Annotated in this window: 13 protein-coding genes and 1 tRNA gene; 5 read left to right on the top strand and 9 right to left on the bottom strand. The window is 34.6% G+C overall.

What is annotated here, in order from left to right; translation table 11 throughout:
* Nucleotides 1–64: 64 nt before the first annotated feature.
* The 4 genes from ZA07_RS06095 to ZA07_RS06080 form a co-directional block, all read right to left on the bottom strand.
* A complete protein-coding gene (locus ZA07_RS06095) occupies nt 65–1,213 on the bottom strand; it encodes an alpha-hydroxy acid oxidase (protein WP_053970834.1) in 1,149 nt (382 codons plus the stop codon).
* Between the two features lie 4 nt (nt 1,214–1,217).
* The gene (locus ZA07_RS06090) at nt 1,218–2,597 is read right to left on the bottom strand and encodes an FGGY-family carbohydrate kinase (RefSeq protein WP_053970833.1); all 1,380 of its coding nucleotides are present in this window, start codon (nt 2,595–2,597) and stop codon (nt 1,218–1,220) included.
* 15 nt (nt 2,598–2,612) lie between these two features.
* Nucleotides 2,613–3,890, bottom strand: coding sequence for a sugar isomerase (locus ZA07_RS06085; RefSeq protein WP_053970832.1), 1,278 nt, complete (start codon nt 3,888–3,890; stop codon nt 2,613–2,615).
* A 122-nt stretch (nt 3,891–4,012) separates the two neighbouring features.
* Complete coding sequence (locus ZA07_RS06080) at nt 4,013–6,109, bottom strand: bifunctional rhamnulose-1-phosphate aldolase/short-chain dehydrogenase (protein ID WP_053970831.1); 2,097 nt, start codon at nt 6,107–6,109, stop codon at nt 4,013–4,015.
* A gap of 171 nt (nt 6,110–6,280) precedes the next feature.
* On the opposite strand from ZA07_RS06080, the gene ZA07_RS06075 reads away from it, so the two are divergent.
* On the top strand, nt 6,281–7,327 hold the full coding sequence (locus tag ZA07_RS06075) for a GntR family transcriptional regulator (RefSeq protein WP_053970830.1): 1,047 nt from the start codon (nt 6,281–6,283) through the stop codon (nt 7,325–7,327).
* A 140-nt stretch (nt 7,328–7,467) separates the two neighbouring features.
* Nucleotides 7,468–8,511: an L-rhamnose/proton symporter RhaT gene (gene rhaT / locus ZA07_RS06070; protein ID WP_053970829.1), complete on the top strand. Its 1,044-nt coding sequence runs from the start codon at nt 7,468–7,470 to the stop codon at nt 8,509–8,511.
* Nucleotides 8,512–8,634: 123 nt separating this feature from the next.
* On the opposite strand, the gene ZA07_RS06065 is transcribed toward rhaT, so the two are convergent.
* Both ZA07_RS06065 and mce read right to left on the bottom strand, forming a co-directional pair.
* A tRNA-Ile gene (locus tag ZA07_RS06065) sits at nt 8,635–8,708 on the bottom strand.
* Between the two features lie 81 nt (nt 8,709–8,789).
* Nucleotides 8,790–9,194 carry a methylmalonyl-CoA epimerase gene (gene mce, locus ZA07_RS06060; RefSeq protein ID WP_053970828.1) on the bottom strand — a complete coding sequence of 135 codons (405 nt, stop codon included), beginning with the start codon at nt 9,192–9,194 and terminating at the stop codon, nt 8,790–8,792.
* 72 nt (nt 9,195–9,266) lie between these two features.
* Here mce and rbfA point away from each other — a divergent pair, with 72 nt between their 5' ends.
* Nucleotides 9,267–9,662 (top strand): 30S ribosome-binding factor RbfA, encoded by a 396-nt coding sequence (rbfA, locus tag ZA07_RS06055; RefSeq protein WP_053970827.1) that lies wholly within the window; start codon nt 9,267–9,269, stop codon nt 9,660–9,662.
* Nucleotides 9,663–10,874, top strand: a complete 1,212-nt coding sequence (locus ZA07_RS06050) for an ABC transporter permease (RefSeq protein ID WP_053970826.1) — start codon at nt 9,663–9,665, stop codon at nt 10,872–10,874.
* Here the strand turns inward: ZA07_RS06050 and dusB are convergent.
* Nucleotides 10,871–11,866, bottom strand: coding sequence for a tRNA dihydrouridine synthase DusB (dusB, locus tag ZA07_RS06045; protein ID WP_053970825.1), 996 nt, complete (start codon nt 11,864–11,866; stop codon nt 10,871–10,873). The two genes, ZA07_RS06050 and dusB, sit on opposite strands and share 4 nt — an antisense overlap.
* Nucleotides 11,866–13,092 carry a M20/M25/M40 family metallo-hydrolase gene (locus tag ZA07_RS06040; protein WP_053970824.1) on the bottom strand — a complete coding sequence of 409 codons (1,227 nt, stop codon included), beginning with the start codon at nt 13,090–13,092 and terminating at the stop codon, nt 11,866–11,868. The genes dusB and ZA07_RS06040 overlap by 1 nt, the downstream gene beginning before the upstream one ends.
* 61 nt (nt 13,093–13,153) lie before the next feature.
* Here ZA07_RS06040 and ZA07_RS06035 point away from each other — a divergent pair, with 61 nt between their 5' ends.
* The gene (locus ZA07_RS06035; protein WP_053970823.1) at nt 13,154–14,257 is read left to right on the top strand and encodes a PD40 domain-containing protein; all 1,104 of its coding nucleotides are present in this window, start codon (nt 13,154–13,156) and stop codon (nt 14,255–14,257) included.
* Here ZA07_RS06035 and ZA07_RS06030 read toward each other — a convergent pair.
* Complete coding sequence (locus ZA07_RS06030) at nt 14,254–16,677, bottom strand: TonB-dependent receptor domain-containing protein (protein WP_053970822.1); 2,424 nt, start codon at nt 16,675–16,677, stop codon at nt 14,254–14,256. The genes ZA07_RS06035 and ZA07_RS06030 overlap by 4 nt on opposite strands.
* Nucleotides 16,678–16,781: the final 104 nt, after the last annotated feature.

Here is a 16,781-nt window from a genome sequence, read left to right as displayed (position 1 = left end):
GCTTAAAAAGCCTCTTTTTTATTGACCAATTCTTTTAAAATGATAAATGAAATATTTAGAGTTATTAACTTATTTTAAAGTTGGGCAAGTCAGACACTTTTTCACAACACAATTGTTCCAAAACTTGTTGTAATTGCATTTTCAACATCGCAATCGTGTGATCTCCTCCTTCTTCACCTAAAGCACCAACACCATACATAAAAGATCTTCCCATAAAAGAAAAATCTGCACCACTACTCATAACTCGAGCAATATCTGGACCTGTTCTGATGCCACTATCCATCATAACTGTGATTTGATCTTTATATTTTTCAGCAATTCTAGACAATGGTTTTATAGTTGATTCTCCCGCGTCTAACTGTCTTCCTCCATGATTTGACACTATAATCCCGTCAAATCCTAATTTTATAGCTTCTTGCGTATCCTCTTCTGATGCCACTCCTTTTAAGACCAATTTCCCTTTCCATAAATCACGAATAGGTTTAATCTTTTCTGCATTTAATCTACCTGAAAAGGTTGCATTCATCCATTTACCTAATTGTTTTATGCTCATCCCATTCTCCATATACTTTTCCATAGTGGCAAATTTTGGAGCTCCATGCTTCAATGTTTGTAATGCCCAATGAGGCCTATTTAAGACTTGTAAAACATTCCTAAAGTTGACTTGTGGAGGCATTGCTAAACCATTCCTGATTTCTTTTGGACGATAGCCGAATGTGGGCACATCACAAAGTAATACTAATACAGGACAGCCCGCATCTTCTGCTCTTTGGATAATGTCATTTCGCAACCAATCTTCTTTAGGATTATAAAGTTGAAACCAAGCTCGCCCTTCAGTTAATTCGCTCACTCTTTCAATACTACTTGTTGTAACTGTACTTAATATAAATGGAATGTTATGCTTTAAAGAAGCCTTAGCTAAAATTTCAGTGGCATTGGGCCACATCAATCCTTGTAATCCCACTGGGGATATTCCAAAGGGAGCATCATATTCTATCCCGAATAGTTTAGTTTTTAAATGTGAATCCTTATAGTTTTTTAAATACCAAGGCTTTAATTGAATATCCCTTATTTCACTCGTATTCCTTTTAATATTGATGTTTTCATTACATCCACCATCTAAATACTCGAAAGCAAATTTGGGCATGCGCTTTTGAGCCCTCTCTCTTAAAGACTCTATAGACGGATATTCAGTGTTAAATGGAAAAGCCATAAGATTATAATAACGTTGGGATTAGTTTTTTCATTTGATAGTTTTCTTTTAAAAACCTAGAATCTATTTCCTTTTTTGAAGTTACCATAGCAGCACCTAAAGCAGACCCTAAAGGTGACTTTGTTGCAAGTACCCGAAACTCACTAAAATGAAGTGACATTAATTTCATAAACACATCATTATCTGTAAATCCTCCATCAATATAAATGGTATTGATATCAGAATTTCCTATGGCGTTTTTAATGGTATGTATTTGTAACTCCATAAGCTCAATCATTAATTGATGAAAAGCCTCTTCAAATGTATTAAATGGTTTAAGATCTGTTTTGTGAAGTTTCTTTCGCTGTAACGAAATTCCTTCAAATTTAAAATAGATAGAAGGCTTTTCTATAAGCTCTAGATAGAGTTCCTTATCAAACTTTACATTTCTATGATACCCATATTCCTTGCCATAATGGTTACCCAGTTTTTCAACTTGAATACGGTATTCATTGCCCATAAAAAAGCGAGAAGCTTTTACCCGTTTCCCATCAATCCTTAAATAGTTAAGACAGTTATTTTTTATATCATCTTCAGATAAATCTTGCTCATTAAAAGGGTTTAAAGATATACTCCAGGTACCGGTAGACAATAATAAAAAAGGCTTTTTCTTACTTAAAATGTATGGCAACAAGGCTGAAGAGCTATCATGAATACCAACTCCTATTTTTATTTTTTTGTCTTTATAAGACGTATTAATGCTTGCAGATGTTGGAACAATAGGTGCTAGTAATTTATCAAATCCTTCTTCATATACCCAATGGTGGTAATCATTTTTTCTATAATCCCATAAATTAGTATGGCATCCTATAGACGTGTACTCACTTACAGGTATTCCTGTAAATAAAAAAGATAGATACTGCGGGAGATGTAAAGAATATTTTATTTTTTTATAAGTATCAGGATCTTTTCTTTTTAACCAAAATAGTTGAAGACCCGAGTTTAACATACCTGCTTGTGGCGAAGCAGTTTCTGTAGCTATTTTTATTTCATCCCCATATAAATTATAAAACTCATCAGTGATTTCTTTTTCTATTGGCTTTGTATAGTTATAAAGGGGAGTTAATACATTGCCACGGTGGTCTAAATGTACTAGACTAGCCCCATAAGTTGAAAAATTGATGCTTTTAACTTGATATTCTTCACTATCTAATATAAAATGAAAGGAATCTTTTATCCATTGCTGTAGCTTGATAATATCTTCGGTAGGATAGCCATCTTCATCTTCCGTATTTGGAAGCTGGGTATAGGATCTATAAACTTCTTGATAATTCTTATCAAAGAGAAAAAACTTTTTATTTGTTTTTCCAATATCAAAAATAGCAGTGACTTTCTTCTTACTCATAGATTGAATTTTACCTTAAAGTCCTGTCGCCCTATTGTTCATACCTCGCTCTTTTATTAAAGCATCCCTAACTTTTAAATCTCTATAAACCTGTAAAGGATTTACAGCTGCACCACTCCTACTTCTGGCTGCCATTAATAATGGCCTCACATCAGTTCTATAGGCATCTTGTAAAATCTCTTGACAAGCTACTACATCACTTTCAGCTTGAGCTTCTCTTAGTGCCTTTTGATCCACTAATAATGCTTGAGCATAAGCCAATAAAATAGCATCCAAAGATTGTAATAGATCTTCTAAAGGGTCTTTTATGTTGTGACTAGCATCAATCATCCAAGCAGGATATGGGTTTTTGGAGTTATTTTCCATTCCATAAACGAGCTCATTAAAAATTAAGAATAGTGAATAAGGTTTAATTGAACCAACGGTAAGATCGTCATCACCATACTTACTATCATTGAAGTGAAACCCTCCTAACTTACCTCTTAGCATTAAAGTAGCAACTATTTGCTCGATATTTGTGTTTGGTAGGTGATGTCCTAGATCAACCAGAGTATAAGCTCTTTCTCCACAGGCATTTGCTAACATAAATGAAGTACCCCAATCTTGAATAGTGGTACTGTAGAAATTAGGTTCATAGGGTTTATACTCTATAAACAACTTCCAATCATTTGGCATGCCTTCATAAATATTCTTTAAACTGCTTTCAGTGTTTTTTAACGCTGTTTGAAAGTTTAATTGACCTGGAAAACTAGCCCCATCTGCTAACCAAACAGTTAGACTTTTTGAGCCTAATTGCTCTCCTAATTTAATAACTTCTAAATTGTGCTCTATTGCATAATTTCTAGAGGCTTCATGAACACTGTTTAAAGATCCAAATTTATAGCTTTCGTTAGCATTTGGTTGATCTTGAAATGTATTAGAGTTCATTGCATCAAAAACAATCCCATGGTTTTGGGCTACTTCTTTTAACGCTTGTACATCTTTAGGTATATCCCATGGTATGTGAAGAGAGACAGCTCCAGCTGATTTTGTTAGTGCATGTAAAACACCTATATCATCTAATTTTTGTTCTAAAGAAGCCGGTTCACCTCCATAAGAAAACCTTCCAAATCGTGTCCCTCCCGCACCTAAAGCCCAACTAGGGATGGCCACTTGAAATTCGATTAGCTTTTCAATAATGGAGTTTATTGAAATATTTTTCTTTGAATATTTCTTTCTTAAAAGTTCTAATTCAACCTCGAAAGTTGATTGATTTTTATTTAAATCGGCAATTTGATTAAGATCAATTCTCATTCTTTTGTTATCAATATTAAATATTAACGTTAGAGCTGAACAACTTATAAACTATTTCAAAAAATTCAGACTACTTATAATGAGAAGTGGTCCAGCTTAACGATAATAATAGGGTCTAGTATCTATCTAACAAATGCATTTGGCATACCGCCATCTACATTAATTGTGTTTCCTGTACTCTTTTCTAGAACTCCAATACACGCAAAAACGCCATTAGCTATATCTTCAGGGAGTATGATTTCGTTTAAAAGGTTTCTTTTAGCGTAATGAGCTGGTAAATCTTCTACTTTTATACCATAGGCTTTAGCTCTTCCTTCTGCCCACTCTCCTTCCCAAATTTTACTTCCAACAATAACTCCATCAGGATTTACAGTATTGACTTTAATGTGGTCTTTACCTAACTCTGCGGCCAATAATCTAGTCATATGCTGTTGTGCTGCTTTAGCTGTTCCATACCCTACATTGTTTGGACCAGAAACTAACCCATTCTTACTTGCAATATTAACAATATCTCCCCCAAAACCTTGCTTTCTCATGATTTCAACACCTTTCTGCGCCATTAAAAATTGACCTTTTACTAATACATTCTGTAAAAGTTCCCAATCATCAATCGTTGTGTCTTCTAAAGATTTTGAAATGGCTAAACCAGCAGAATGAACTACAATATCTACACCTCCAAAGGCGAGAGAAGCTTCTTTAAAAGCATAATTAATAGACGTTTCTTTCGTTACATCGCAAAGTACAACAGAAGCTTCATCTCTTTTATAAGTCTTTAAAGCACTATTTAAATTTTCCTGACTTATATCGGTTAAAACTACATTTGCTCCTTCAGCTACTAATTTATCTGCTATGGCTTTACCTATTCCTCCTGCAGCTCCTGTAACAATTGCCACCTTTCGAGACAATGGTTTTTCTGCCGGCATACGTTGTAATTTAGCCTCTTCTAACAACCAATACTCAATATCAAATGCCTCTTGTCTAGGAAGAGATGTATACTCTGAAATAGCTTCAGCACCTCTCATAACATTAATAGCATTAATATAAAACTCACTAGCAACTCTTGATGTTTGTTTATTTTTAGCAAAGCTAAACATACCCACTCCTGGATATATAATAATTACAGGATTAGGGTCTCGCATTGCAGGACTATTATCATGCTTACAAGTATTATAATAGTCTTTATATTCCTGTCTGTAAGTTTCAAAAGAAGGTTCTAATTTTTCTAGAATTGCTTTTGTATCAGTGATGTCTTCAGAAGTCTCAAGATTTAATATTAACGGTTGAATTTTGGTTCTTAAGAAATGATCTGGACAAGAGGTTCCCATAGGGGCTAATCTCTCTAAATCATGGCTATTAATAAACTCTAAAACAACATCAGTATCTGTAAAATGACCTATCATTTGGTTCTCTGAAGATGCTAATCCTCGTAACAAAGGCATCAACTCTGCAGCCTTTTCTTTTCTAAGCTCAGAAGGCAAAGACTGTATTTTTTGTCCTCCAAAAACACTTCCATTTTCATTAATCTTATTTTCAATATAAGATGATGCCTTTTCAATAACTTCAAGGCTGTTTACATAACATTCATAAGATGTATCTCCCCAAGTAAAAAGACCATGGCTACCTAGAACAATACCTCGAATACCTGGACTATCATTAAGACATTTTTCTAACTGTAAACCCAAATCAAAACCAGGTCTTTGCCAAGGAACCCAGCCCATAGTGTCTCCCCAAATTTCTTTGGTAATCTTCTCACTATCTTTAGCTGCAGCCACAGCAATAAGGGCATCCGGGTGTAGATGATCTATATGTTTGAATGGCAACAATCCATGCAAAGGCGTATCAATAGAAGGTGCTTTACTGTCCAAATCATAAATACAATGATTAAATAGCCCTACCATTCTATCCTCATCTGCTAATCCTTTATATACATTTTTAAGATTTCTTAGTCTTTCTGTATAGAGTCCTGCAATCCCTTTGCTGGTTAATGTTCCAATATCTCCCCCGGAACCCTTTACCCACATTACCTCTACATCTTCATTAGTTAAAGGATCTTTTTCAATGGTTTTACAACTTGTATTTCCACCACCGTAATTGGTAATTCTTAAATCTGATCCCAGGATGTTTGAACGATAGAGAAATAATGCGATTTGGTCATCTCCAAGCGATGCTGCCTTAGCTTCATCCCATAAATAATCTACATATTGAAAAGTTTTTTCCATTTGTGTTTAATATAAGTAAGATTTAGCTCAAAAATATTGGATATTGATTTAGGTAGCATCCTGTACTATACTGCTAAATCAATTTTACTTTTTTTGTAATTATTAAATTTTATAAAGCATTAAGTCTTATTTTTAGAAAATAAAAATTCTTCCAAATTATTATCCCTATATATGTCTGATAACATCAATATTCAAATAGATAATAACTCACGTGTACCAAAGTACAAACAAATTATTGATTCAATTATTAATGACATATCTAAGGGAAAGCTGAAAATAGGTGAAAAGATTCCTTCCATTAATGAACTTAGTGAGGAGTTACTACTTTCTAGAGATACAGTTGAAAAAGCATATAAACAGTTAAAAAAACAGCAGGTTATTGTATCTGTTAAAGGGAAAGGCTTTTATACCGCTAAAACTGACTTGATTTCAAAACTAAATATCTTCTTTCTTGTAAATAAACCCAGCACCTACAAGATGATGATTTATAACAGTTTTGTAAATGAGATTGGTCCCAATGCTCATGTTCATTTATCCATATACCATTGTGATGAAACATTGTTTATTCGTTCTTTGGAAAAAAATCTAGGTGGTCATGATTATTATATTATAATGCCCCATTTTAGGGATGAAAATCAGAACCATGTTAGTGCTACAGAAAAGGTTCTCGAAGTAGTTGAAAAAATCCCAAAGGATAAATTAATCATGTTAGATAACACCAAACCTAATATTAAAGGAAATTACGGTTCCATCTACCAAGATTTTAAACTTGACATCTATAATGCCTTGAATGAAGGACTACATAAGATAAAAAATTACAAGAAGGTTATTTTGGTTTATCCTAATAAGTCTGTTCACCCATATCCTAGAAGAATCCTACATGGTTTCACCAAGTTTTGCTCAGAAAATAATCTCGATTTTGAAATTTTAAGTGAAGTATATGAAGATATGGAATTTAAAGAAAAAGACCTTTTTATCACTATACAGGAAAGGGATTTAGTAAATCTTATTAGACAAATTAGGGCTTTAAACTTAAATCTTGGTGATGATATTGGTGTCATTTCGTATAATGAAACACCTTTAAAAGACCTTTTAGGAATAACAGTTATAAGCACCGATTTTATTGCTATGGGTGAAACTGCGGCCTATATGGTTTTGAAAAATAAAAAGGAAAAAGTGAAAAATGTGTTTAAATATATAGAGAGAAATTCTTTATAAGCTGCCTTTAAAAATCTTTTCACAGGATACCACAGGATGCAACCTTATTGCATCATTTTTACTTTGCAAATGTTTCAAAATTTGACTTCAAACTATACTAAGTAATTAATCTTAGTTAGTTCTAAATTTAAAATTTACTTATGAATATTTTATTAGGTTTTCTATTTCATATTACAGGAGGGGTTGCTGCCGGAAGTTTTTATATGCCGTTTAAAAAAGTTAAGGAATGGAATTGGGAAAACTACTGGATTGTTGGAGGGTTTTTCTCTTGGATGATAGTTCCATTTTTAGCTGCATGGGTTTTCTTTCCGGACTTCCTAAGTGTTGTGTTTAGTGGTAACTACCCCATTTTTTACGTGATCCTATTTGGAGTTCTATGGGGCATAGGAGGTCTAACATATGGTTTAGGAATAAGATATTTAGGAATGTCACTAGGTAATTCCGTTATTTTAGGGTTTACATCTGTTTTTGGATCGCTTTTACCGGCTATCTATTATGACTTTACAAATACAGAAGGTAAGGAAACTATCTCAATGATGGCATCTAAAACAGGTGGACAAGTGGTGCTTTTAGGTATTCTATTATGTGTTATCTCTATTGTACTTTTAGGCAGAGCAGGGTTCTTAAAAGATAAAGATTTAAAGTCTGACAAAAACAATTCTGAATACAACATCAAATTAGGAATTTTCGTTGCCATATTTTCTGGAATTTTGAGTGCTTGTTTTAACTATGGTATTGAAGCCGGAAAGCCTTTAGCAGAAGCATCTATGGCTCGTGGAGTCAACCCGTTATTTCAAAACAACATCACATTTGCTGTTTTACTTTGGGGTGGTTTTGCCACAAATTTTATTTGGTGTATGGCATTAAACTTTAAAAATAGAAGTTTTAATCAGTATTTAGACAAAAGTAAACCCTTAAGAAAAAACTATCTTTTTGCTGCTTTAGCAGGTACTATTTGGTTTTTACAATTCTTTTTTTATGGTATGGGAGAAAGTAAATTAGGAAACGGCGCAAGTAGTTGGATACTTCATATGGCATCTATTATCCTTGTAGGCAATTTATGGGGCATAGTGCTAAAGGAATGGAGAGGTGTAAAAAAATCTACTTTAAAATTTCTTTATTTGGGAATTATCTGTTTATTAGGTTCAATAGCACTTGTTGGGATTGGAAACAGTTTAGATTAATTTATTGAACACCTGGACAATTTAACTCGAATTTCCTGAAACAATGTTGTCTCTTTTGTTGTCCCCTTAAAAATAAAAATCCTCGTAACTCCTTGTTTTAAAAGGCTTTACGAGGATTACTCGTGGTCCCAACTGGGCTCGAACCAGTGACCCTCTGATTATGAGTCAGATGCTCTAACCAACTGAGCTATGGGACCGCTGTACAAAAGTACACTTTAAACACTCTATATAAAAGAGTGTGCAATATTACTACATATTTTAAAACCTCACAACATTTTTTAGTCCCGAATCTCTTGACATAATTCCACCAAAACTCCGTTTGTAGTCTTTGGGTGTAAAAAGGCAACCAACTTGTTATCTGCTCCCTTTTTGGGCTCTTTATTTAAAATTGTAAACCCTTCCTGCTCTAACCGCTGCAATTCTTGGACTATATCTTCTACATCAAATGCGATGTGATGAATCCCTTCTCCTTTCTTCTCTATAAACTTGGCTATAGGACTGTTTGGGTTTGTAGCCTCCAATAATTCAATTTTATTCAACCCTACCTTAAAAAATGATGTTTTGACTCCTTCAGTTAATACCTCTTCAATTTTATAATGTGGTTCTCCAAATAATTTTTCGAAAAGTTGATTGGAATTTTCAAGGCTTTTTACAGCAATGCCAATGTGTTCAATTTTATTCATTATTTTTACTTATTGAAGTTAATCGTTACCTCGATCATAAGATTATCATCAAATATCCGTTATTTTTGCCATATGGAAGAAAGTCAAAGACAAAAAAAAATAGCCTCAGTACTACAAAAAGATTTGGTTGAAGTACTACAAGGGTCAGCTACACAAGGCGGCATGAAGGGAATCATTATATCGGTAACTCAAGTGAAAGTAACTGTAGATTTATCGATTGCAAAAGTCTATTTAAGCATTTTCCCTAATGACAAGGGAAAAGAACTTTTGGAAGGCATTAAATCCAATTCCCACTTAATCAAGCATGAATTGGCACAAAGAACTAAAAATCAATTGAGAAAAATGCCTCAACTTGAGTTCTTCATTGATGATTCTTTGGAATACATTGATAAAATAGAGAGCTCCTTAAAAGGAGAAGAAAACCCAATAAAGGACCCCAATCTATTAGACAAACGAAAAAAATCCTAATTGAATTTTTCCCTATACATTGCCAAGCGGTACCTAATTTCTAAAAGCTCCAATAATGCGATTAACTTTATCACTATAATTGCTGCCATTGGTGTTATTTTAGGGTCAGCAGCTTTGTTTATAGTATTGTCTGGATTTTCAGGACTCAAAGATTTTACATTGGAATTCACCTCCATCATTGATCCTGACCTAAAGGCTGAAGCAACTTCAGGAAAGTCCTTTACGCTTTCACAAAAAGAAATAATGCAATTGGAAAACTCTAAAAGCATTGCCCAATTTTCAAAAGTCATAGAGGAACGTGTTTTTGTAACTTTCGATGGAAAAAGCTACCCTAATGCCTTTATTAAGGGTGTTGATGGGAATTATGACCAGGTCAACAAAATAGATTCTGTGATATTTTATGGTAGTTGGCTTGCCCAAAAATCCAACCAAATTGTTTCGGGATTAGGCATTTCAAGTTCCTTGTCCTTTGGAATTGTCGATTATGGCAAACAAGTCAATTTATATGTCCCAAAGCCAGGGAAAGGACAAATCACCTCTCTAAAACAAGCCTATAACAGTTTTGATGCTGTCAATGTGGGTATTTTTGACGTTAGTGAAGAGCTTAACAATAAATATATTTTTGCCCCCATAGATATGGCTCAAGCTCTTTTGGGATATGAAAATCTTCAAATTTCGGCTATAGAATTTAAACTAAAACCCAACACTTCTGAAGATGATGTTAGGAATGAACTAAAGGAAATTTTGGGTAATAAAGTAGTCGTAAAAAATAAAGCCCAACTAAATGACGCCCTATATAAAATGTTGAACACCGAAAATCTTGTAGTTTACCTTATTTTCACCTTGGTGCTTATCATTGCCCTTTTCAATGTTATTGGATCTATTACTATGATGATTCTTGACAAAAAGAAAAATTTAAAAACTCTTTTCAACTTAGGTGCACAAGTAAAAGATATTCGAAGAGTGTTTTTCTTTCAAGGCAGTCTAATGTCTATTGTGGGAGGAGTTATCGGCTTGATACTGGGTGTCATTTTGGTAATCCTGCAAAAAGCCTTTTCTCTGGTCATGTTAACCAACAATCTAGCCTACCCTGTAACATTAAAAAGTATAAATGTACTGGTGGTTCTAATTACCATTTCTATTTTAGGTATTATTGCCTCCAAAATAGCCTCTGGAAGAATTTCAAAATCACTTATTGAAGCTGCTTCTTAAGTAGCAAAATCAAAATGCTTAAATTTTTCAAGCACCTCATCTAATGTCTCAAAGACATCTTTAGATTCATCACTAGTAACCATTCGAGTTCGATAATCCTTAAAGTTGGGAATCCCCTTAAAATAATTGGTATAATGTCTTCGGGTCTCAAAAACACCTAGCTTTTCACCTTTCCAATCGATAGCCATCTGTAAATGCCTTTTGGCCGCGTGGACCCGATCTTCCAAAGAAATCGCAGGCAAATATTCACCTGTATTGAAATAGTGTTTGACTTGTTTAAAAAACCAAGGATTCCCTATAGTGGCGCGACCTATCATGGCACCATCCAAACCATAAGAATCTCGCATCTCCACGGCTCTCTCGGGAGTATCCACATCGCCATTACCAAAAACTGGAATATGCATTCTTGGATTGTTCTTTACTGCAGCAATGGGTTTCCAATCTGCATTTCCTTTATACATTTGAGCTCTCGTCCTACCATGAATAGCGATGGCTTGAATACCCACATCTTGAAGACGTTCGGCAACCTCAACAATTTTAATGGAGTCATGATCCCAACCCAATCTCGTTTTTACAGTTATAGGAAGATTGGTGCGTTTAACCATCTCAGCAGTTAAAGATTCCATAAGACAAACATCTTTTAATATGCCTGCCCCTGCTCCTTTGCTAACCACCTTTTTAACGGGACAACCAAAATTGATGTCAATAAAATCCGGTTTAGATTTTTCAACTATGTCTACGGTTTGCAACATGCTATCCAAGTTGGCTCCAAATATTTGAATCCCCACAGGACGCTCTTTTTCATAAATATCTAATTTCATGACACTTTTAGCAGCATCTCGAATCAAGCCCTCACTTGAAATAAACTCAGTGTACACTACATCGGCACCTTGCTCCTTACACAACGCGCGGAATGGTGGATCACTCACATCCTCCATAGGTGCCAACAATAAAGGGAAGGCTCCTAAATCTTTGTCTCCAATCTTTGCCATTAAAATATCAATTCCTTTTCTACTTCCGTGCCATTTCTTGTCACAACTACCTTAGTGGTATCTCCTTGCTTGAAGGTGGCCAATGCCCTCATATAACTCATCATATCTACAATAGAACTATCACCCATTTTAATGACGATATCTCCCTTTTCTAAACCGGCCCTTTTAGCAGGTTTTCCTTCACTTACACCGTCTATTCGCATGCCTTTACCATCAAACAAGTAATCTGGAATAACACCCATTCCTACTTTAAATCTTGGTGTTTCCTCACTCTCATTTTTGGTTTTTCTAAATGCCATTTTTCCTTGACCGTCCAATTCAGAAATTACATCAAAAATATAGTTGGAAACCAAATTCATTCCGTCATAATTCAATTTATCAAAATCATCACTTGGTTTGTGATAATCTTCATGTTGCCCAGTAAAAAAATGTAAAACCGGAATATCTTGAAGATAAAAAGAAGTATGGTCTGAAGGTCCAATCCCAGATTCGTTCTCTATGATTTTAAAGCTCTTATTGGTAGCCGAAAGAACCTGCTTAAATCTTGGCGAGGTCCCTACTCCATAAACAGCCAAAGTACTATCTTGCTTTAATCTTCCTACCATATCCATATTAATCATGTAATTTACATGTTCTAAATCTATGGTAGAATTTTTAGCAAAATAATTAGACCCTAACAAACCCATTTCTTCTCCAGAAAAAGCCATGAATAAATAGTTGTTTGAGGTGTTGGCCTTTTGCAGTTTCCCTGCTAAATCCAACATCACTGCTACTCCGCTAGCATTATCATCGGCCCCATTGTGAATTTGCTTCTCTTCACCACGATATAAAGAGCCTTCACTACCAAACCCTAAATGGTCATAGTGAGCACCAATAATAACTGTTTGTTCTACTTGATTATCTATATATCCCAACACATTTGTCCCTGTAATAGTCCCATCAGCCTCCATCGTTACAAATTTAACTTCATCATGTGGATTGGTCTTTGGCTTAAAATTAAAGGGTTGAAAATAGTTTTCAGTTCCTTTGGGCGCCAATCCCATTTCTTTAAACCTCTTTACAATATAATTGGCCGCTTCCTGCTCACCTTGCGTCCCTGTTTCACGTCCTTCCAATTTGTCATCAGAAAGAAAAACCACATCTTCCTTAATCTCATTTTTATAGGTGTATTCCTTTTTGCAACCCCATAGCGTTACAAAAAGAACCAGTAGCGTTATATGTTTCATACTAAATTTATATTTTTGCGCAAAAATAGGTAATAATCACCACATTTGTAAGCCTAACTATATGAAATCAAAGCTAACCCTTCTATCGATACTTTTTACAGTTGTTCTTTCATGTAAATCAGACAAAAAACAATCTGAAGATGTTACAAGTGGAGCAACCAAATGGGTTGACACTCTTATTTACCCAGAAGAAACTCATTTTAAATCATTAAAACAGATCACTTTTGGAGGTGATAATGCAGAGGCCTATTGGAGTTTTGATGATAAACAAATCATTTTTCAATCCAACAACAAAAACTGGGGCGTCAATTGTGATCAAATGTTTTTAATGAATGCGGGAGATACTTTTAAGGATAATATTCCTCCTATGATTAGTACAGGAAAAGGGAGAACCACTTGTGCCTATTTTCTCCCAGACAATAAACATATTGTATATGCCTCCACCCATTTAGGAGGCGAAGAATGCCCAGAAACTCCATTACGCTTGAACGGTAGATATGTTTGGCCAATTTATGATACGTATGACATTTTTGTAGCTGACTTAGAAGGCAACATCGTAAACCAATTGACCAATGAAAAAGGATATGATGCAGAAGCTACGGTTTCGCCTAAGGGTGATAAAATTGTATTCACTTCAACAAGAAGTGGAGATTTGGAACTATACACCATGAATATCGATGGTTCTGAAGTTACCCAAATAACTGATCAGTTGGGTTATGATGGAGGCGCCTTTTTCTCTCCTGACGGAACCAAGATCATTTTCCGTTCATCACGACCAAAAACAGAAGAAGAGATTCAAGAATATAAGAGCCTACTAGCTGAAGGTCTTGTGCAGCCAACAGAAATGGAACTGTATATTTGCAATGCTGATGGAAGCGAACTAAGACAATTGACCAATTTAGGTAATGCCAACTGGAGTCCGTTTTTTCATCCATCAGGAAAGAAAATTTTGTTTTCTTCCAATTTTGAAGCAGAAAAAGGATTCCCCTTCAATTTATATATGATTGATCTCGATGGCAAAAATTTAGAGCGTGTGACACATAGCACTACATTTGATGCCTTCCCTGTTTTTTCAAATGATGGTAAAAAGTTGATCTTTTCATCCAACCGTAACAACGGTGGTGGTCATGACACCAATTTATTTATAGCTGACTGGGTGGATTAATCACGTTCGCTAATACGCTCGGTCTCCTTGACTTCAGATTGCCTTTGATTGGTTTCTAATTTGGTATTTCCAAATTTATAACGCAACCCTAATTTTACCCAACGGTTATCCAAATTGGTATTGTAATAACTATATTGGTTAGCATATCTCGTAGAAGTTTCAAAATCTGACATATTAAAGAGATCACTGGCTGTTAATGTAACCACTAACTTTTTATTCAAGAAAGTTTTTGAAATGGTCAAGTCAGACATCAACCTGCTTTCGGAAAGCATTAAACCTTGTAAGTTTTTAGACCCATAGGTAAGAGCTAAGTCAGCTTTTAAACTCCTATCGCTCAAAAATGACCAACTATTGCTTAAAATACTATAATTAGACCACTGATTTAATGTTTGAAAGCCCATGGAAAAGCTTACATTATCTTCAATTCTGTAGAAAGAAGTGACCGCATAGATAAACCAGTTATCAGTTACATTAAAATAAGAGATGAGATCCAATCCATACTCGGTGGTGTTATCAAAATTTACAGGCGTATAGGTAATTGTATTATTAATGTTGTCTTGAATGGGTATTTCATAGAAGTTCCCATCCATATTCTTGTAGTAAGCCTCAACCATAAAAAAGGAGGTTAAGGTAGTGCCTAAAACTATATGATCTGTAAAAATAGGCTGTAGCGACGGATTCCCTACTACCAATATATAATCATTTAAAAACAAGGTAAAAGGATTTAAATCCTTAAAGTCAGGACGCTGAATGCTTCTTTTATAATTAGCATATAAATTAAAATTGCCTTCCGATTGATATTTTAAACTTAAGGACGGAAACCACTCTAGGTAATCCTGGGTATTGGTTTGATTTGCAGTTACAGACAACCCTTCTATATTGGTTTGCTCCATACGTAAACCTGCATTAATGCTGAACTTTTCCCATTCCTTATTGAAATTGGAATAAGCCGCATAAACAAGTTCGTCATAATCAAAAGCATTGGAATAATTTTCATTAAAAATGGGCTCTTCATTTGTAAAATCAAAATCAAATCTGGTTATGTCACTCTCTGTTTTCACCTTAGAGAATTTAACTCCAATTTCAAATTCGGCAGTGGCGCCCAAAGGTTTTTTATAATCCAGTTGTGAAGTGATAATATTGGTCTGTTGATTGGATTCTGTTTCAAAGGCCGTAGGAGCAACAAAGTTGTTATCTGAATCAAAATAAAAGTTATCAGTATCTTGATTTCTCTGGAAGTCATAAAAGGTAACATGGCTATTGAAAGCTAATTTACCACCATTCTCTTTAAACGAATGCACAAAACCCAAATCTACCCCTACATTATATTTGTCATCATTGGTTTGGTTTTCTGTTAAAAACCTAGATTGAAAAACTTCATTGGCATCAAACACCTGAGTATTATTTGTGATTTTGGTGTTTATTGAAGGTGTCATCAATAAATTGGATGATAAACTCAATGTGTTGTAATCATCGATATAATAATCAAAATTAAAACTGGCATTGTGCGCTTTGGTTAAAATATTTCGATCAACATCAGATTTCCAAGTTTCATAAACCTCATTGTTGTCATTTAAATAATTAACACCATCATCATTTCGTCTATTTATTTTGACATGATTATAACTATAATTAGCAAAAAAATTGACCTTAGCGGTTTTAAAATAGGCATTAGCTCCACCTTGATATCTGGGATAAACCCCTTGTGTATAATTCCCGTAAACAGAACCATTAAAACCAGTAGCCAAGTTTTTGGTCATTATGATATTTAAGACTACGCCACTAGAAGCATCATAACTGGCCGGCGGGTTGGTAATAACCTCAATAGATTTTATAGCGTCTGCAGGGGTTCCCTCAAGAAGTTGCATCAACTCATCCGAAGTTAATTCTACCTTTCTATTGTTGATATAAACCGTGGGCTGAGAACTTTTAACTTGAATGGTTCCATCCATCACTAAAACACCGGGAGTACTTTTCACAGCCTGCATCATATTTCCTTCAGAAATTGCTGTATTTTCAATATTGAAAACCAATCTGTCAGCTTCTTTTTTTATAGTGGGTTTATTTACAATGATACTGACTTCATTTAAAGCTTCGGCACTTTCTTCCAAAGTAATAATGCCCAAATCCATATCTTGTACCACCTGGATTTCTTTGGTGTAATCTTTATAACCCACAAAGGTTATCTCCAGCAAATAATTACCCGCTGGAACGTTTCCTAGGGTAAACCCTCCAAAGTCATCTGTTGAAGTACCCGCAATAATCTTTGGCTGATCAACCGTATACAAGATGACATTGGCGTATGAAAACGGCTCAAAGTTTGCATCGTTAACGACTCCTGAAATTGTTAATTCTTGAGAAAAATGTTGCAGGGGCGACAGAATTGCTATTAAAAAAAAGGCGAAAACGTTAATTTTCATATAATCGATTAGACCTGCAATATATAAATTCTTTTAAAAAATTGTTTACGGATTTTCCGTAATTGAAACTCAAAACATAAGAAAACAACTATATTTGCAAAATA

The sequence above is a fragment of the Mangrovimonas sp. ST2L15 genome (assembly GCF_001280515.1).
Lineage (GTDB): Bacteria > Bacteroidota > Bacteroidia > Flavobacteriales > Flavobacteriaceae > Mangrovimonas > Mangrovimonas futianensis.
Note: the sequence above shows the minus strand (reverse complement) of the source record. Positions and strands in the feature narration are given on the sequence as shown.